Origin of the sequence: Nocardia sp. CA-151230 (assembly GCF_050942175.1) — a bacterium.
Classification (GTDB): domain Bacteria; phylum Actinomycetota; class Actinomycetes; order Mycobacteriales; family Mycobacteriaceae; genus Nocardia.
Map to the genome: position 1 here is coordinate 2,116,548 of NZ_CP192061.1, position 15,824 is coordinate 2,132,371.

Below are 15,824 nucleotides of genomic sequence, written 5' to 3' on the forward strand. Positions count from 1 at the left end.
TGACCAGCCGGTTTGTGTATCTACCGGGGGATGCTGCTAATCTTCTTCTCGGCCGGAAAGCGGTCGGGAGCTTCCCCCGGGAGGGACCCGAAAGCCCAGGTCATTGGGGTATGGTGTAATTGGCAACACAGCTGATTCTGGTTCAGCCATTCTAGGTTCGAGTCCTGGTACCCCAGCTGCGAGAGCTTCGGCTCTCGAATTCGAGAAGCTTCGGCGGACCGTAAAGTCTGCCGAAATCTCATCCTGGTCCCGTCGTCTAGCGGCCTAGGACGCCGCCCTCTCAAGGCGGTAGCGCGGGTTCAAATCCCGTCGGGACTACAAGGCGAAGGCCCCCAGCCAACCGGCTGGGGGCCTTCGCTTTTCTGTATGACTGCGGTGCGACCCGCGGCGTCCATGGTCGCTGACCGGCGGTACCTATGGTCGCTGACCAGCGGTGCTGCCGCCCAGCGGCATGGCGGGCAGGCCGAGTTTGCGGTGATCCCAGCTGCGGGTGCGCTCGGGCACCACGCGTACGGCCACCCGCTTGTTCAGCATGGCCTCCACGAACGGCTTGGCCTCGTCGCTGTACGGCCCGGTGTAGCGCTCCCAGACGCTGATTCCCACCTTGAACAGCGCTTCGGGGTCGTCGATGACCTCCGCGCGGCCCTCGATGGAAATGCCGCGCAGCTGGTCGTAGGTGTCGCCGGCCTCGAGCATCACGGTGATGCGCGGATCGCGGCGCAGGTTCACCGTCTTCTGGGCCTTGGCCTTGGTCTCGAACCAGATCTCGCCGTCGATCACCGCGTACCACATGGCGACCAGATGCGGTGCGCCCGTGGCGCCCAGCGTGGCCATGGTGGCGATGCGGCTGCGCTCGATGAATTCGGTGATCTCCTGGTCGGACATCACGATCTGCGCGCGTTGATTAACTCCCATGGGCCGACTGTAATTTACGGCGTATGAGCGCAGTCACAGTGGCCATTTCCTGTCACCTCGCTCACAGCCGGAGCGGCCGATCCGGCCCTGGGAAGGGCGCATCCGGGCCCGGAGGCCAGCGCAGCCCCCGCCGGAATCCGGCGAGGGCTGCGGTCGGGAAGTCGAGCAACTGCGGTCGGGTGGCTGAGCGACCCGTGGGGCTGTCGTGACGGCAGTGGCCACCCCGGGGGTTGCCCCGGGCCCGCAAAGTCCGTCAGAGGCGCTTGTGGAGGGCGTCGGCGGCGGCCACCAGATCGGCGGCCCAGCGTGCGCCCGGCCGGCGGCCCATGCGGTCGATGGGTCCGGATACCGAGACGGCCGCGACCACACCGCCCGCGGCGTCGCGCACGGGCGCGGACACGCTGGCCACGCCGGCCGCGCGCTCGGCCGCGCTCTGCGCCCAGCCGCGGCGGCGCACCTCGGCCAGGGCCCGCTCGCCGAAGACGGCCTCGGGCAGGACCGTGCGCTGCATCTCGGGATCGGCCCAGGCCAGTAGCACTTTGGCGGCCGAGCCCGCGGTGAGCGGCAGGCGTGCCCCGATCGGCACGGTGTCGCGCAGGCCCGCGGCGGGTTCCATGGCGGCCACGCAGATGCGGGCATTGCCGTCGCGCCGGTAGAGCTGCACGCTCTCGCCGGTGATCTCCCGCAGGCGCGGCAGGATGGTGGCGGCGGCGTCGAGGAGCGGGTCGCTGGCGGTTGTCGCCAGCTCCGACAGGGCCGGGCCGGGCCGCCACAGACCCTGGCTGTCACGGGCCAGCATGCGGTGGGTTTCCAGGCCCACGGCCAGGCGGTGCGCGGTGGCGCGGGGCAGGCCGGTGCGGGCGCAGAGCTCGTTGAGGCCGCAGGGTTGCTCGGCTACGGCGTGCAGGACGGCCATCGCTTTGTCCAGAACCCCGATACCGCTATGCTGTCTCATAGAACGATATTAGCGTCTCGCATGTTGGGAAATGCAAACCAGCCGCTCCCAGCTCGGACGCCAGCCCCCGCGTCCCCAGCCCGGGCGTGGGTATGTCAATCGAGAGGTGAGCAGTTATGGCCGACCGGCCACGCACTCTGGCGGAGAAGGTCTGGGACCAGCACGTCGTCGTCCGCGGCGCGGGCGAGGGCGCGAATCGCGAACCCGACCTCATCTACATCGACCTGCACCTGGTGCACGAGGTCACCAGCCCGCAGGCGTTCGACGGACTGCGCGCCGCGGGTCGCCCGGTGCGCCGCCCGGATCTCACCATCGCCACCGAGGACCACAACGTCCCGACCATCGACATCGACAAGCCGATCGCGGATCCGGTGTCGCGCCTGCAGGTCGAGACGCTGCGCAAGAACTGCGAGGAATTCGGTGTGCGCCTGCATCCGATGGGCGATCTCGATCAGGGCATCGTCCACGTGGTGGGCCCGCAGCTGGGCCTGACCCAGCCGGGAACCACGGTGGTGTGCGGTGATTCGCACACCTCCACCCACGGTGCGTTCGGCGCGCTGGCCATGGGCATCGGCACCTCGGAAGTGGAACACGTGCTGGCGACGCAGACTTTGTCGCTGCGCCCGTTCAAGACCATGGCCATCAATATCGACGGGCAGCTGCCCGCGGGCGTCACCTCCAAGGACGTGATCCTGGCGGTCATCGCGCAGATCGGCACCGGCGGCGGCCAGGGCTACGTGCTGGAGTACCGCGGCGAGGCGGTGCGCGGCATGTCCATGGAGGCCCGGATGACCATGTGCAACATGTCGATCGAGGCCGGCGCCCGCGCGGGCATGGTCGCGCCCGACGAGGTCACCTACGAGTTCCTGAAGGGCCGCCCGCACGCCCCCGAGGGCGCGGACTGGGAGGCCGCCGTGGCCGCCTGGGACGCCCTGAAGACCGATGAGGGCGCGGTTTTCGACGCGGAGGTCCACATCGACGCGTCCGCGCTGACCCCCTTCGTCACCTGGGGCACCAACCCGGGACAGGGTGCGCCGCTGGGCGACTCGGTACCGGATCCGGAGCAGATCTTCGACGAGAACGAGCGCGCGGCCGCCGAGAAGGCGCTGCAGTACATGGACCTGCGGCCGGGCACTCCGCTGCGGGATGTCGCCGTGGACACGGTTTTCGTGGGTTCGTGCACCAATGGCCGGATCGAGGATTTGCGCGCGGTCGCAGACATTCTGACGGGCCGAAAGGTCGCGGACGGTGTACGCATGTTGATCGTGCCGGGCTCGATGCGGGTGCGGCTGCAGGCGGAAAAAGAGGGTCTGGGCGAGATTTTCACCGCCGCGGGCGCGGAATGGCGCCAGCCCGGATGCTCGATGTGCCTGGGTATGAACCCGGATCAGCTTTCCCCCGGTCAGCGCTGCGCCGCCACCTCGAACCGGAACTTCGAAGGGCGACAGGGCAAGGGCGGTCGCACGCACCTGGTCTCGCCGCTGGTCGCCGCGGCCACCGCAGTGCGCGGAACCCTGTCCTCACCTGCGGATCTGAACTGATCACATTCCGGTAGCGGCCCAGATACCGCTGCCCCCACAGACTCAGGAGAATCACCGATGGAAGCCTTCAAGGTCCACAAAGGGATCGGCGTTCCGTTGCGCCGATCCAATGTCGACACCGACCAGATCATCCCGGCGGTGTATCTGAAGCGCGTTACCCGAACGGGTTTCGAGGACGGCCTGTTCGCGGCATGGCGGGCGGATCCGGACTTCATTCTGAACACTGAACCCTTCAACCGGGGTAGTGTGCTGGTCGCTGGTCCGGATTTTGGTACCGGATCCTCACGTGAGCACGCCGTTTGGGCCTTGAAGGACTACGGGTTCCGGGTGGTGATCTCGTCTCGCTTCGCCGACATCTTCCGCGGGAACGCGGGCAAGGACGGGCTTCTGACGGCCCGGATGGCGCAGAGCGATGTGGAATTGCTCTGGAAGTTGCTCGAGGAACAGCCGGGTTTGGAATTGGCGGTGGACCTCGAGGCGCGAACCGTGTCGGCCGGAACGGTCGTGTTGCCGTTCGATATTGACGACTACACCCGGTGGCGTCTGCTGGAAGGGCTGGACGACATCGGCCTCACTCTGCGGCACAGTGATGAGATCGACCGGTTCGAAAACGCAAGGCCGACTTGGAAACCCGCAACCATTCCGGCCCGTATTTCGCAGACGTAATCATTGATGGGCGTTAGCTGAACCCCCTCAAACCAGGTAGCTGAGCGTGTGCCATGCGTCATGTATTTCCGCGTGGCACATAGACTCTTGCCCGGAAAGGGTTTACCGTGGTACCTAGTCGGTCCGACGACGGGCCATTAGTCTGCGGAGGATTCAATGAACAAGGCGGAACTGATCGATGTTCTGACCGAGAAGTTGGGTACTGACAGGCGCACCGCTACCGCTGCAGTCGAGCAGATGGTCGACACGATCGTGCGTGCTGTGAACAAAGGTCAGAGCGTCACCATCACCGGATTCGGTGTCTTCGAACAGCGTAAGCGGGCCGCCCGGGTCGCTCGTAACCCGCGCACCGGCGAAACCGTCAAGGTGAAGCCGACTTCGGTGCCGGCGTTCCGCCCCGGCGCTCAGTTCAAGGCGATCATTGCCGGCAAGCAGAAGATCGCTTCGAGCGGCCCGGCCGTGAAGCGCGGTGTGGCCGCCCCGGTTTCGGGCAAGGCGACCGCCAAGAAGACCACCGCCAAGAAGACGGCCAAGAAGGCCGCCACCAAGGCGCCGGCGAAGACCACGGCCAAGAAGGCCGCCTCGAAGGCGCCCGCCAAGAAGGCCACGGCCAAGAAGGTGGCGGCGAAGAAGACGGTCGCGAAGAAGACTGCGGTCAAGGCCACTGTTGCCAAGAAGACCGCGGTCGCCAAGAAGGCCACCAAGGCCACCGCTGCGAAGGCCACTGCCAAGAAGACGGCCAAGAAGGCTCCCGCCAAGAAGACCGCGGCAAAGCGCACCGCTCGCCGGTAGCAGGGCCACAACCCGTCGCTGACGGGGGTTTTCGAGCAGGACGACACGTGAAACGGCCCGGCATCGCCGGGCCGTTTCGCATGTGTGGGGGCGGGTTGTGTGGGGGTGGGTCGAGGGTTCGATCGGGGGCTGGAATCGGCAGTACACCCGGCGGAAATCGGCAGGGCGCCGGATGGATTCGGCCGGACAGGGGCCGGTACGGCGGCGTTCCAAGGGTTCTCGCCGGGCCGGGCCGTCGGCCGGCGGGGAAAAACGCCCGCCGACGGGCCGGAAAGCCGTCAGCCCCGGGGGAGATCGGTCGGGGTGAGAGCGCGGTCGAGATGGTCGGCCGCGATCAGCCGGCCGTCGTGGAAGGACAGCACCCAGACGCTGCCCTTGCGGTTGCGGGCCGGTGGCAGGCTGATTCCGTCGGTGGTGGCCCACCACTCCAGCAGATCCGGAATCACCTTGCCCTGACTGGAGATCACCCGCACAGTGTCGGCGGAGACCAGGTCGCGGGCGCGTTTGCGGGCGGCATCGGGTGCTGCCGCATAACCGGATTCGGAGAACAGCGGCTCGAGTTCCACGTCCACGCCCAGCTTTTCCGCCAGCGGGGTCACGGTTTGGACACAGCGGGCCGGTGGGGCGGAGAGGATTTCGGCCGCGCCGAAGGCGAGCAGGTTCGCCACCAGGGCGCGAGCCTGTGCGCGACCGGCCTTTTCGAGCGGCCGCAGATCGTCGTCACCGGCGAAACGGTCGCTGCGACCGGCCTTGGCGTGCCGCACCAGCAGCAGGGTGGCGGTTTCGGCGGGCTGGCGCAGGAAGTTCCGGACGATGCTGCGGTCCATGGGATAGGACAGGGCGTCCATCACGGTGTCGAGACGGCGCCAGTCCAGGGCGTCGACCTCGAGATTGGATTCGAACTCCCCGTCCAGGACCCGGGCGGCCCAGTAGTCCACCCGCTTGAGCTTGCGATGCCCGGTCACCGGATACGTCACGTGGCCCAGATAGCGGCCCAGGCGCGAATTCAGGCCCGTTTCCTCGGCCACCTCGCGCAGGGCCGTGACCACCGGCGTCTCGCCGGGATCCAATTTCCCCTTGGGCAACGACCAGTCGTCGTATTTGGGCCGGTGCACCAGGGCGATTTCGAGGGCGCCATCCGCCGCCGGCCGCCACAGCACCGCGCCGGCCGCCAGAATATTGGCGGCTACGCGGGGATCGGCGAAATCGGTGACAGGGTCGAAGCGGGCGGGGCTCACTGGTGCACCGGACGTCGCAGCCGCATCAGGTGCTCCTGGTGATCGCGGATCTGGTCGCCGGGGACATCGGGGCCGGGCTGGGCGGCCCAGCTGCCGTCGGCCTGCAGCACCCAGCAGCGGGTGGCCGGGTGCAGCGCGGAGTCGAACACCTGGCCCAGTTGCTCGGTCAGCTTCGGATCCTTCACCTGCGCCAGCACTTCCACGCGCCGGTCCAGGTTGCGGTGCATCATGTCGGCGCTGCCGATCCAGTACTCGTTCTGCGCCTGGAAGTGCAGAACACGTGAATGTTCCAGGAAGCGGCCGAGAATCGAGCGCACCCGGATGTTCTCGCTCATACCCGCCACCCCGGGCCGCAGCCCGCAGATGCCGCGCACCACGATGTCGACCGACACCCCCGCCTGGGAGGCGCGGTAGAGGGCGTCGATGATCTGCTCGTCGACGATGGCGTTGGCCTTCAGTCGGATTCGCGCCTGTTCGCCCTGGGCGGCCAGCTCGACCTCGCGCTCGATGCGTTCGATGATGCCGGCGCGCACGCCGGTCGGGGCGACCAGCAGGTTGCGGTAGTTGGCTTTTCGCGAGTAGCCGGTCAGCGAGTTGAACAGGTCGGTGAGGTCCGCGCCGATCTCCGGTGCGGCCGTGAGCAATCCGACGTCCTCGTACAGGCGTGCGGTCTTGGGATTGTAATTACCGGTGCCGATGTGGCAGTAGCGACGGATGGTGGCACCCTCGCGTCGCACCACCAGACAGGTCTTGCAGTGGGTCTTGAGCCCGACCAGGCCGTAGACCACGTGCACGCCGGCCTGCTCCAGCGCCCGCGCCCATTTGATATTGGCCTGCTCGTCGAAACGGGCCTTGATCTCGACCAGCGCGACCACCTGCTTGCCCGCCTCGGCCGCGTCTATGAGCGCGTTGACGATGGGGGAGTCACCCGAGGTGCGGTACAGGGTCTGCTTGATGGCCAGCACCTGCGGGTCGGCGGCGGCCTGCTCGATGAACCGCTGCACGCTGGTGGAGAAGGAGTCGTAGGGGTGGTGCACCAGCACGTCACTCTCGCGCAGGGCGGCGAAAACGTTTCGGGGCGTTTCACGTTCGCCGAACGCCGGCGGGGTGGCCGGGACGTAGGGGGCGTCCTTGAGGTTGGGGCGGTCCACACCGTAGACCTGCCACAGGCAGGACAGGTCGAGCAGGCCGGGCACCTGGATGACGTCGGCCGGGTCCACGTCGAGTTCGCGCAGCAGCAGATCGAGCATGTGCTCGGTCATGTCGTCGGAGACTTCCAGCCGCACCGGGGATCCGAAGCGGCGGCGGGCGAGTTCGCGCTCCAGAGCCTGCAGCAGGTCCTCGTCGCGGTCTTCCTCGACCTCCAGGTCGGCATTGCGGGTGATCCGGAACGAATGCTGTTCCACCACTTCCATTCCCGGGAACAGCTGATCCAGGTGCGCCGCGATCAGCTCCTCCATGGGGAGGAAGGCGGCCGTGGAGGAGCCTTGTGCCGCAGCGGAATCACGGCCCGGGGCGGCATTGCCGGCCGCGACCCGGCGGACCCGGACGAAGCGATCCACATTGTCGGGCACCTTGACCCGGGCGAAGTGCTCACCGCCGGTGATCGAATCCTTCACCGTCACGGCGAGATTCAGGCTCAGGCCACTGATGTAGGGGAACGGGTGGGCCGGGTCGACCGCCAGTGGGGTCAGCACCGGGAAGACCTGATCCTGGAAATATCCGGACAGGCGCTGCCGTTCGGTGTCCTCCAGGTCGGCCCAGCGGATGATGGCGATGCCCTCGGCGGTCAGCGCGGGCAGCACCTGGTCCAGGAAGACGCGGGCGTGGCGCTCGCCGATCTCCTGGGTGCGCACGGCGATCATCTCGAGCTGCTCGGTGGGGGACAGGCCGTCGGCGGACCGCACCGACAGTCCGGTTTCCGCGCGGCGCTTCAGACCGGCCACCCGGACCATGTAGAACTCGTCCAGATTCGACGCGAAAATGGCGAGGAATTTGGCGCGCTCGAGCAGCGGCTGGGATTGGTCCTCGGCGAGGGCGAGGACGCGGGCGTTGAAATCGAGCCAGCTGAGTTCCCGATTGACATACCGGTCCGCCGGGAGCGGCGCTATGACAGTGGGCGGTGGGGTTGCCGCGGGCGGCGCCGCCGGTAGTAGCGGCGATTGCTTGACGGTATCCGTATCGCTCACTCTCACGATCATTCCTTATGTCGCGGGTGGGGTGCCGAACTGACACCGTCCATTGCAGCGCAGATCACGCCGCGTCAGCACAGTGAGGACCCGGCTCGGTAGATATCTTCGATTCCTCGACACGCCTGCGACACGCCGATTTCACGCAGCAGCGTGCGGGTGGCTCGCCCGACCCCGAGCGCGGCGGCGCGTTCGAGATCCGCGGCGGTGTCGACGTCCTGCCGTAGTCCGGGCCACTTGCCCAGCAACTCCACTGCGCCGTCGGCGATGTGACGGCGGGCGGAGTCCGGACCGAAAAGCGGGTTCAGCGCGGCGGATCCGCCGCGCACCAGCAGGGCGACGGTGCCACTGCCCTCGTGATCGGCGACCACCGAGCGCTGATGCCCGGTGCTCGCCAGCATGTCGCACAGTTCGGCCGGGCTCAGCGCGGGCAGATCCGCTTGCAGGGCAAGCAGATCGACCGGGCCGTGGGCCTTCCGCACCGCGGCCGCGCCCGCGGCCAGGGCGGCGTTCAGTCCGCTGGTGTTCGGCGGGATCGAGGCGGGTTCGGGATGGACCGTCGCGCCCAGGCCGCGAACCAGATCGGCGACCGTCGGATCCGGGGTCACCACCGTCACCGAGGCCACCCCGCGGGCGGCGGCCGCGGCGGTGACGGTGTCCGACAGCATGGCCAGCACCAGGCGCGGCCGCTGATGCGCGGGCAGCCCATCGGACAACCGACTCTTGGCGAGTCCGAGACTCTTGACCGCGATGACCGCGTGCACGGACGGACGCATGTCCGAATCCTCCCACTCCTGGATGACGGCCGTGTGGCCGACCACCGATCGAGACAAATCCCGAGGGTTCGCGGCCGTCTCGATTCTGTACCGCGGCTTGACAGACCTCCGCCTGGGAGCGACGGAGCGAAGCGGAGGAGCCGAGGAGGCGAAGAATCGAGACGGCGAATAATTGAGACCTCGGGGCCGCGAACCCTGCCGGGAGCGAAGCGAAGGGCGAATTATATTTGTCTGATGGTAAGGGCAGCGGTGTTGGGCGCGGGGTCGTGGGGGACCGCGTTCGCGAAGGTGTTGGCGGAGGCGGGAACCGAGACCACCATGTGGGCTCGACGGCCGGAGGTGGCCAAAGTGCTTGCCACCGAGCATCGCAATCCCTGGTATCTGCCGGATGTGGCGTTGCCGCCGATGGCCGCGACCGATGATCCCGCGCTCGCGCTGGACGGTGCCGACATCGTGGTGCTGGCGGTGCCCTCGCAGTCGCTGCGTGCCAATCTCACGGCCTGGAAGGACCTGATTCCGGCCGATGCCACGCTGCTGAGTCTGGCCAAGGGCATCGAGACCGGGACCCTGTTGCGGATGAGCCAGGTCGTGGCGGAGGTCAGCGGCGCGGATCCGAACCGGATCGCGGTGCTGTCGGGCCCGAACCTGTCGCACGAGATCGCCGCCGGCCAGCCCGCCGCGACCGTGGTGGCCTGCCCGGACGTGGCGCGGGCCGAGGCGGTCCAGCACGCCTGTGCCACCGGCTATTTCCGGCCGTACACCAATTCCGACGTGATCGGCTGCGAGATCGGCGGCGCCTGCAAGAACGTCATCGCGCTGGCCTGCGGCATCGCCTCGGGGATGGGGTTGGGTGACAACTCGATCGCCACCCTCATCACCCGCGGGCTGGCCGAGATCATCCGGCTCGGGGTGGCCGTGGGCGCGGAGCCGGTCACCTTCGCGGGGCTGGCGGGTGTCGGCGATCTGGTGGCCACCTGCACCTCGCCGTTGTCGCGCAATCGCTCCTTCGGGCACGCGCTGGGTGCGGGCGGCACCATGGAGACGGCGCTGGACGCCACTCATGGCCAGGTCGTGGAGGGTGTGAAGTCCTGCACATCGGTGCGGGCGCTGGCCGCGGCGCACGGGGTGGAAATGCCGCTCACCAATGCCGTGCACCAGGTGTGCCACGAGGGGCTGTCGGCGGCCGAGGCGGTCGGGCAGTTGCAGGGTCGCCGCCTGAAATCGGAGTGACCTGCCCCTGGTCGGGACGACCGTGTAACACTGCCGCCATATTCGACCGGGTACGGTTCGGGGCATGACCAACAGGACCAGGGTGGCGGTGGTGTTCGGTGGCCGCAGCAACGAGCACGGGGTGTCGTGTGTCTCGGCACGCACCGTGCTGGCGAGCCTCGATCCCGATCGGTACGAGGCGGTTCCGATCGGCATCACGCGCGACGGCACCTGGGTGCTCGGCGACGCGGATCCGCGGGCGCTGTCCGCGCAGGATCGGGCGCTACCCGCGGTCGACGAGCAGGGCACCGCGCTGGCGCTGACCGCCGATCCCTCGCGCGGTGGCGCGCTGGTGCCGCTGGACGGCGCCGACACCGTGCTGGGTGCCGTGGATGTGGTGTTCCCGGTGCTGCACGGCGCCTTCGGTGAGGACGGCACCGTGCAGGGTCTGCTGGAGCTGGCCGAGCTGCCCTATGTGGGTCCGGGCGTACTGGCCAGCGCGGCCGGGATGGACAAGGAGTTCACCAAGAAACTCCTTGCGGCCGAAGGTCTTCCGATCGGTGTGCAGGTGGTGCTGCGGCCCGGCGTGGCGACGGTCGCCGCCGCCGACCGGGCCCGCCTGGCGCTGCCGGTCTTCGTGAAGCCCGCCCGCGGCGGGTCGTCCATCGGCATCACCAAGGTGGACAGCTGGGACGAGCTCGACGCCGCCATCGAGATCGCGCGCCGCCACGACCCGAAGGTGATCGTGGAGGCCGGCATCGTCGGCCGCGAAGTCGAGTGCGGTGTCCTGGAATTCCCGGACGGCCGAGTGGAAGCCAGTGTGGTGGCCGAGATCCGGATGCCCGAGGACGACGCCGAGGCGCCCGACTTCTACGACTTCGACACCAAGTACCTCGACGACGTCTGCGAGTTCGACGTCCCCGCCAAGCTGGACGACGATGTGTCCCAGCAGATCCGGGAGCTGGCGGTACAGGCCTTCCGGGCGCTGGACTGCCAGGGCCTGGCCCGCGTCGACTTCTTCGTGACCGCCGACGGGCCGGTCATCAACGAGATCAACACCATGCCCGGGTTCACCGCCATCTCCATGTACCCGCGCATGTGGGAGGCCACCGGCATCGACAATCGGACGCTGGTGAGCACCCTCATCGAGACGGCTCGCGCGCGCGGCACCGGCCTGCGCTGACCGCATCTGCGGCGGCCCGGTTCATCAATTCGGATGAGGAGCCGGGCCGTTCGCATGCGACCTGCGGGCGACGGCAGCCGCCTCGGGCCGGGCGTAGCCTCGATCAGGTGATCGTGGCTCTGACGATTCCCGGCCTGGCACTGCTGATCATCGCGGTGGCCTTCGCCGATGTGGCCTACCGCAGGGTGACCGGGCGGACCGCGCTGCCGTGGATGCGGGCCGAGGACGGTGACCGCAGCGCGGCGGCCATCGGCCTGGAGCAGTTCGACGCGGCATTCAACTCTGCCAAGCGGCACGAGATGGAGCAGCGGCAGTCGGTGCTCATGCACCGGGAGAACCCGGGCGACGGGGACGAGGGCGTGGGGATCGACCTCACGGCCGGGAAGGCCACGCTCCGCAAGCTCTGACGAAGAGCGCAGGCACCGACAGATATATGTCTGTCGGACCGGCTGCCGTCAGTTCGGGATCGGGTTCGGGTCGATCGGCTTCTGCGGGATCGTCTGCTGGATGGCCGCCGAAATGTCCTGCAGCGGAGCGGGTCCGGCATTGTCGGGCATGGTCAGCGCGATATAGACGCCACGGTCCACCGCCCAGTAGGTGCCGGAGGTGACACCGCTGGTCTGGTCACGCACCTCGAACCAGTTGACGCCCGAGTCTCCATTGACCGCTTTGCTGGTCTGGATCTGGTTCATGCTCGAGGACTTGACGAATTCCAGCGGCCGATCCAGGCCGCAGCGCACCACGATGGGGTCGCCGCCGTCCGGCAGCTGCCAGGCGTGTGTGGCGGGCGGTGCGGGCTGCACCAGCTCGGAGGTGGTGTAGTCACCGATCTTGTCGGGCAGCGCGGGCATCAGGGCGGCGCACTCCGGGCCGGACGCGGTGGGCGCGGGCACGGCCCCCAGAATCAGCGGGTCGCGGCTGTGATGACGGTTGGCCAGCACACCCATGACGAGCAGCCCGACGACCAGCGCGACCGGGAGGGCGACGGCGGTGGCGATGAGAGCCGGCGAGCGGCGGACCTCGTAGTCCTCGTCCGAGTCCTGGCTCGCGGCAGCCTCTTCAACGGTGTCCGAGTCCTTCGACTCCGCGGCGTCCGAGTCCTTCGACTCGGCGGCGTCCGAGTCCTTCGACTCGGCGGCGTCCGAGTCCTTCGACTTCGGGTCCTTCGACTCCAAGCCCTCCGACTTCGCGGCGTCTGCGGCCTCCGCCGCCGTGGCGTCGGCGGCCTTCGCCGCGTCGGCTTCGGTCGCGTCGGTGCGCTCCGGTGTGGTGTCCGGTTCGGTGCCGCGGGTGTCGTTGCTCATCCGGTCGTCGGTCCCCGATCGTGGCGTGCCGGGCACGCGTCCCGGCTGCTGGTCGTCGATTGCGGGTTCGAGGGTACCGTCGAGCGATCAGGCGTCCGCATCACACTCGTCCCGAAGGAGACCGCCATCACCACCAGCAGCAGGCCGCAGTCCGTTCCGGCCGCCCGCACCGTGGGCGAGCTCGGGGAATTCGGGCTCATCGCGCTGGTGAACCAGGGGCGGACGCAGACGCCGGGGGTGCTGCTCGGCCCGGGTGACGACGCGGCGGTGATCGCCGCGCCCGAGGGCCGGTTCGTGGTGACCACCGACATGCTCGTCCAGGACCGGCACTTCCGCACCGACTGGTCGAGCGCGCACGATATCGGCCGCAAGGCCATTGCCCAGAACGCCGCGGACGTGGTCGCCATGGGCGCGGTGCCCAGCGCCTTCGTGGTGGGCCTGGGCTGCCCGTCGGACACCCCGGTCGAATTCGTGCGCGCGCTGGCGGACGGCCTGTGGGCCGAGGCCGGCCGGGCCGGTGCCTCGATCGCGGGCGGCGACATGGTGCGCAGCCCGCTGCTGATCATTTCGGTGACGGCGTTCGGGGATCCACGCCACGCGCCCATCAAGCTGTCGGGGGCGCGGCCGGGCGACGTGGTGGCGGTGGCCGGGCGGCTGGGCTGGTCGGCCGCGGGGCTGGCGGTGCTGACGGCCGCGGTCGACGCTGCCGAGTTCGCGGAAGCTGTTGCCGCGCACCGGGTTCCGCAGCCGCTCTACGAGGCGGTGCTGGAGTTGCCGGACACCGCGGAGATCACCGCGCTGACCGATGTGTCGGACGGGCTGCTCGCCAATCTCGGGCATATCGCCGAATCCTCCGGTGTGGCCATCGATCTGGCGGCGGCGGCGCTGGCCGATCCCGGGCTGGAGGCGGTGGGGAAGGCGCTGGGCGTCAACCCCCTCGACTGGATTCTGGCGGGCGGCGAAGACCACGCATTCGCAGCGACTTTCGCCGATTCGGGCGATTTGCCGGAGGGCTGGGTGCGCATCGGACAGGTCCGCGCAGGCGCGGGCGTCACTGTCGACGGCGCCCTCCGGTCCGGACCGGCCGGTTGGGAATCCTTCGCATAGCCGGGTCCGGTACCGAGATGAAACTCGACACGATAAGTTTTCCCGACATGGGTGCGAAACCACTGTCGGAAGTCATCGATACGGGCTGGGCCGAGGCCCTCGAGCCGGTGACCGACCGCATTGCCGCGATGGGTGAATTCCTGCGAACCGAAAATGCCGAGGGGCGTGGCTATCTCCCGAAGGGAGAGAACGTGCTGCGGGCCTTCCAGCGGCCGTTCGACAAGGTGCGGGTCCTCATCGTCGGCCAGGATCCGTATCCGACCCCGGGCCATCCGGTGGGGCTGAGTTTCTCGGTGGCCCCGGATGTTTCGCCCATCCCGCGCAGCCTGTCGAACATCTACTCGGAGTACTCCAAGGATCTCGGCTTCCCGACGCCGTCCAACGGTGATCTGTCGCCGTGGTGCGATCAGGGCGTGCTGATGCTGAACCGAGTGCTGACGGTGCAGCCGGGCCAGCCGGCCTCGCATCGCGGCAAGGGCTGGGAAGCGGTGACCGAGCAGGCAATTCGGGCGCTCGTGGCCCGGGACCAGCCGCTGGTGGCGATTCTGTGGGGCCGCGACGCCTCGACGTTGAAGCCGATGCTGGGCAGCACTCCGTACATCGAATCGGCCCATCCCTCACCGCTGTCGGCTTCGCGAGGATTCTTCGGTTCTCGGCCTTTCTCCCGAACCAACGAATTGCTGGGTACCCTAGGGGCCGCGCCGGTGGACTGGCGTCTGCCGTAGCGCTGATCCGTTACCTGATTCAGGAGCATGTGTATGCAGAAGAAGACTGCCCGTGGTGTTTTCGTCGCGCTGGCGGCGGGTGCGGCGCTGGCCGCGGCCCCGGCCGCCGCGAACGCCGAGCCGTTGACGCTGGACCCGTACGTTCCCGACGCGAAGACCACCACGGTCACCCCGGTCGGCAGCCTGCTCGACACCAATAGCGTGAGCGGCCTGTCGTCGAACGTGACCTCGCGCCTGGCGTGCGTGGTGCAGTCGATCAGCCAGCAGGTGGACTGCATCAACGGCGCGGCGTGATCCCGGGCGTCGGGCGCCGGTCCTCGTCGCGCGGCGCCCGACGCACCATCCGCACTTGCATTGCGGGACTGAAGGCTTCGACTCGGCGTTCCCCGTCGAGTTCGAAGCCGTACTTCTTGTAGAAGGCGTGCGCGCGCGGGTTCTCCTCGAACACCCAGAGTGAGGTGTCGGCGTCGTCCGACAGCACCGTGCGCATCAGATCGTCGGCGAGGCCGGTGCCGTAGTAGGCGGCACGCACGTACAGGGCATTGAGTTCCCGTGGCGTGGGCGAGTTCTCCTCGGCCGCGGGGCCGGCGGCCGCGAATCCGACGACGGTGTCGTCGACGACGGCGACCCACACGTGCCCCGGATACTTCACCCGGACCCGGTCCCAGGCCGCGGCGCGCTGATCCACATCGAAGGCGTCCAGCACGTGCTCGGGGATCAGGCCCCGATACGCCTCACGCCAGCAGGCGACATGGCAGGCGCCGAGACTGTGGGCATGCTCGGCCCCGAGCGGGACCACCCGCCATTCGCTCATGCGTCCTCCCATTGCAAACAAAAGCCCCGGATCACCCAATTCTGGGTGCCGGGGCTTCTGTGGAAAAGCTGATTCAGCCGCGAACGACCTTGCCCGCCTTCAGGCAGGAGGTGCAGACGTTCATGCGGCGGGTGTTGCCGGGGGCAACCTGGGCGCGAACGGTCTGGATGTTCGGGTTCCAGCGACGGTTGGTGCGCCGGTGCGAGTGCGAAACCGACTTACCGAAGCCGGGGCCCTTGGCGCAGACGTCACAGACGGCAGCCATAGTCGCGAGCTCCTTCATGTCATAGAGGGACGCGCTGCACGGTGCACAGCGTGTCCGAAAGCCTAATGTCTTGGACGTACCTACCAGCGAATCGCTGGTGAACGCGGGCCGATACCTGAGAGGGCAGGACCGTGCCTGCGTGAGG

17 protein-coding genes and 2 tRNA genes are annotated in these 15,824 nt (G+C 68.3%); 11 read left to right on the forward strand and 8 right to left on the reverse strand.

Features of this window, described 5'->3' with window-relative positions:
• The first annotated feature begins 104 nt into the window (after positions 1-104).
• A tRNA-Gln gene (locus ACQP1O_RS09495) sits at positions 105-176 on the forward strand.
• A gap of 69 nt (positions 177-245) precedes the next feature.
• Positions 246-318: transfer RNA gene (locus tag ACQP1O_RS09500), tRNA-Glu, on the forward strand.
• Between the two features lie 96 nt (positions 319-414).
• Here the strand turns inward: ACQP1O_RS09500 and ACQP1O_RS09505 are convergent.
• Together ACQP1O_RS09505 and ACQP1O_RS09510 are read right to left on the reverse strand one after the other, a co-directional pair.
• A complete protein-coding gene (locus tag ACQP1O_RS09505; RefSeq protein WP_433565461.1) occupies positions 415-915 on the reverse strand; it encodes a pyridoxamine 5'-phosphate oxidase family protein in 501 nt (166 codons plus the stop codon).
• Positions 916-1,168: 253 nt separating this feature from the next.
• The gene (locus tag ACQP1O_RS09510; protein ID WP_433565462.1) at positions 1,169-1,870 is read right to left on the reverse strand and encodes an IclR family transcriptional regulator; all 702 of its coding nucleotides are present in this window, start codon (positions 1,868-1,870) and stop codon (positions 1,169-1,171) included.
• A gap of 116 nt (positions 1,871-1,986) precedes the next feature.
• On the opposite strand from ACQP1O_RS09510, the gene leuC reads away from it, so the two are divergent.
• The 3 genes from leuC (at position 1,987) to ACQP1O_RS09525 (ending at position 4,869) form a co-directional block, all read left to right on the forward strand.
• On the forward strand, positions 1,987-3,411 hold the full coding sequence (gene leuC / locus ACQP1O_RS09515) for a 3-isopropylmalate dehydratase large subunit (protein ID WP_433565463.1): 1,425 nt from the start codon (positions 1,987-1,989) through the stop codon (positions 3,409-3,411).
• Between the two features lie 57 nt (positions 3,412-3,468).
• Positions 3,469-4,077: a 3-isopropylmalate dehydratase small subunit gene (leuD, locus tag ACQP1O_RS09520; RefSeq protein ID WP_433565464.1), complete on the forward strand. Its 609-nt coding sequence runs from the start codon at positions 3,469-3,471 to the stop codon at positions 4,075-4,077.
• Between the two features lie 156 nt (positions 4,078-4,233).
• The gene (locus tag ACQP1O_RS09525; RefSeq protein WP_433565465.1) at positions 4,234-4,869 is read left to right on the forward strand and encodes an HU family DNA-binding protein; all 636 of its coding nucleotides are present in this window, start codon (positions 4,234-4,236) and stop codon (positions 4,867-4,869) included.
• A gap of 278 nt (positions 4,870-5,147) precedes the next feature.
• Here ACQP1O_RS09525 and ACQP1O_RS09530 read toward each other — a convergent pair whose 3' ends face one another.
• The 3 genes from ACQP1O_RS09530 to cofC form a co-directional block, all read right to left on the reverse strand.
• On the reverse strand, positions 5,148-6,107 hold the full coding sequence (locus ACQP1O_RS09530; RefSeq protein WP_433565466.1) for an NUDIX hydrolase: 960 nt from the start codon (positions 6,105-6,107) through the stop codon (positions 5,148-5,150).
• Positions 6,104-8,308, reverse strand: coding sequence for an RNA degradosome polyphosphate kinase (locus ACQP1O_RS09535; protein ID WP_433565467.1), 2,205 nt, complete (start codon positions 8,306-8,308; stop codon positions 6,104-6,106). The genes ACQP1O_RS09530 and ACQP1O_RS09535 overlap by 4 nt, the downstream gene beginning before the upstream one ends.
• 62 nt (positions 8,309-8,370) lie before the next feature.
• Positions 8,371-9,072: a 2-phospho-L-lactate guanylyltransferase gene (gene cofC, locus ACQP1O_RS09540; RefSeq protein ID WP_433567631.1), complete on the reverse strand. Its 702-nt coding sequence runs from the start codon at positions 9,070-9,072 to the stop codon at positions 8,371-8,373.
• Positions 9,073-9,306: 234 nt separating this feature from the next.
• Between cofC and ACQP1O_RS09545 the strand changes: the two genes are divergently transcribed.
• The 3 genes from ACQP1O_RS09545 (at position 9,307) to ACQP1O_RS09555 (ending at position 11,871) form a co-directional block, all read left to right on the forward strand.
• Positions 9,307-10,302 carry an NAD(P)H-dependent glycerol-3-phosphate dehydrogenase gene (locus ACQP1O_RS09545; protein WP_433565468.1) on the forward strand — a complete coding sequence of 332 codons (996 nt, stop codon included), beginning with the start codon at positions 9,307-9,309 and terminating at the stop codon, positions 10,300-10,302.
• Positions 10,303-10,366: 64 nt separating this feature from the next.
• Positions 10,367-11,464 (forward strand): D-alanine--D-alanine ligase family protein, encoded by a 1,098-nt coding sequence (locus tag ACQP1O_RS09550; protein WP_433565469.1) that lies wholly within the window; start codon positions 10,367-10,369, stop codon positions 11,462-11,464.
• Between the two features lie 107 nt (positions 11,465-11,571).
• A complete protein-coding gene (locus ACQP1O_RS09555) occupies positions 11,572-11,871 on the forward strand; it encodes a DUF6191 domain-containing protein (protein WP_433565470.1) in 300 nt (99 codons plus the stop codon).
• Between the two features lie 48 nt (positions 11,872-11,919).
• Here ACQP1O_RS09555 and ACQP1O_RS09560 read toward each other — a convergent pair whose 3' ends face one another.
• Complete coding sequence (locus ACQP1O_RS09560; protein WP_433565471.1) at positions 11,920-12,768, reverse strand: DUF3515 domain-containing protein; 849 nt, start codon at positions 12,766-12,768, stop codon at positions 11,920-11,922.
• A 171-nt stretch (positions 12,769-12,939) separates the two neighbouring features.
• Between ACQP1O_RS09560 and ACQP1O_RS09565 the strand changes: the two genes are divergently transcribed.
• The 3 genes from ACQP1O_RS09565 to ACQP1O_RS09575 are packed head-to-tail and all read left to right on the forward strand — an operon-like array spanning position 12,940 to position 14,894.
• Positions 12,940-13,875, forward strand: coding sequence for a thiamine-phosphate kinase (locus ACQP1O_RS09565; protein WP_433565472.1), 936 nt, complete (start codon positions 12,940-12,942; stop codon positions 13,873-13,875).
• A gap of 47 nt (positions 13,876-13,922) precedes the next feature.
• On the forward strand, positions 13,923-14,600 hold the full coding sequence (locus tag ACQP1O_RS09570; protein WP_354837984.1) for a uracil-DNA glycosylase: 678 nt from the start codon (positions 13,923-13,925) through the stop codon (positions 14,598-14,600).
• 33 nt (positions 14,601-14,633) lie between these two features.
• Positions 14,634-14,894 (forward strand): hypothetical protein, encoded by a 261-nt coding sequence (locus tag ACQP1O_RS09575; protein ID WP_356997644.1) that lies wholly within the window; start codon positions 14,634-14,636, stop codon positions 14,892-14,894.
• Here the strand turns inward: ACQP1O_RS09575 and ACQP1O_RS09580 are convergent.
• A complete protein-coding gene (locus ACQP1O_RS09580; RefSeq protein WP_433565473.1) occupies positions 14,878-15,414 on the reverse strand; it encodes an N-acetyltransferase family protein in 537 nt (178 codons plus the stop codon). The two genes, ACQP1O_RS09575 and ACQP1O_RS09580, sit on opposite strands and share 17 nt — an antisense overlap.
• 73 nt (positions 15,415-15,487) lie before the next feature.
• The gene (rpmB, locus tag ACQP1O_RS09585) at positions 15,488-15,679 is read right to left on the reverse strand and encodes a 50S ribosomal protein L28 (protein WP_011210730.1); all 192 of its coding nucleotides are present in this window, start codon (positions 15,677-15,679) and stop codon (positions 15,488-15,490) included.
• Positions 15,680-15,824: the final 145 nt, after the last annotated feature.

Bases quoted from the DNA above. Each gene is read 5' to 3' on its own strand.
- ACQP1O_RS09505 (WP_433565461.1), bottom strand. From the start codon at position 915: ATGGGAGTTAATCAACGCGCGCAGATCGTGATGTCCGACCAGGAGATC.
- ACQP1O_RS09510 (WP_433565462.1), bottom strand. From the start codon at position 1,870: ATGAGACAGCATAGCGGTATCGGGGTTCTGGACAAAGCGATGGCCGTC.
- leuC (WP_433565463.1), top strand. From the start codon at position 1,987: ATGGCCGACCGGCCACGCACTCTGGCGGAGAAGGTCTGGGACCAGCAC.
- leuD (WP_433565464.1), top strand. From the start codon at position 3,469: ATGGAAGCCTTCAAGGTCCACAAAGGGATCGGCGTTCCGTTGCGCCGA.
- ACQP1O_RS09525 (WP_433565465.1), top strand. From the start codon at position 4,234: ATGAACAAGGCGGAACTGATCGATGTTCTGACCGAGAAGTTGGGTACT.
- ACQP1O_RS09535 (WP_433565467.1), bottom strand. From the start codon at position 8,308: ATGATCGTGAGAGTGAGCGATACGGATACCGTCAAGCAATCGCCGCTA.
- cofC (WP_433567631.1), bottom strand. From the start codon at position 9,072: ATGCGTCCGTCCGTGCACGCGGTCATCGCGGTCAAGAGTCTCGGACTC.
- ACQP1O_RS09545 (WP_433565468.1), top strand. From the start codon at position 9,307: ATGGTAAGGGCAGCGGTGTTGGGCGCGGGGTCGTGGGGGACCGCGTTC.
- ACQP1O_RS09550 (WP_433565469.1), top strand. From the start codon at position 10,367: ATGACCAACAGGACCAGGGTGGCGGTGGTGTTCGGTGGCCGCAGCAAC.
- ACQP1O_RS09560 (WP_433565471.1), bottom strand. From the start codon at position 12,768: ATGAGCAACGACACCCGCGGCACCGAACCGGACACCACACCGGAGCGC.
- ACQP1O_RS09570 (WP_354837984.1), top strand. From the start codon at position 13,923: ATGGGTGCGAAACCACTGTCGGAAGTCATCGATACGGGCTGGGCCGAG.
- ACQP1O_RS09575 (WP_356997644.1), top strand. From the start codon at position 14,634: ATGCAGAAGAAGACTGCCCGTGGTGTTTTCGTCGCGCTGGCGGCGGGT.
- ACQP1O_RS09580 (WP_433565473.1), bottom strand. From the start codon at position 15,414: ATGAGCGAATGGCGGGTGGTCCCGCTCGGGGCCGAGCATGCCCACAGT.
- rpmB (WP_011210730.1), bottom strand. From the start codon at position 15,679: ATGGCTGCCGTCTGTGACGTCTGCGCCAAGGGCCCCGGCTTCGGTAAG.